Genomic DNA, 240 nt, shown 5'->3' on the forward strand with positions numbered 1-240 from the left:
TCGTGATACTGCTGAAAAAATTAAACGTAACTTTGGTATGCCAAAGCCAGAAGGTTACCGTAAAGCATTACGCTTAATGGAAATGGCTGAGCGTTTTAAAATGCCAATCATGACCTTTATTGACACACCAGGTGCATACCCAGGTGTTGGCGCTGAAGAACGTGGTCAATCTGAAGCAATCGCACGTAACTTAAAAGTAATGGCGTCACTTAAAGTGCCGACAATATGTACGGTTATTGG

1 protein-coding gene is annotated in these 240 nt (G+C 42.1%); it reads left to right on the forward strand.

Features of this window, described 5'->3' with window-relative positions:
• Nucleotides 1–240: carboxyl transferase domain-containing protein (locus tag AAEY57_RS21010; protein ID WP_350608785.1), on the forward strand; the 240-nt coding region annotated here is incomplete at both ends.

Source organism: Pseudoalteromonas sp. MER144-MNA-CIBAN-0113 (assembly GCF_040308965.1).
Taxonomy (GTDB): Bacteria; Pseudomonadota; Gammaproteobacteria; order Enterobacterales; family Alteromonadaceae; genus Pseudoalteromonas; species Pseudoalteromonas tetraodonis.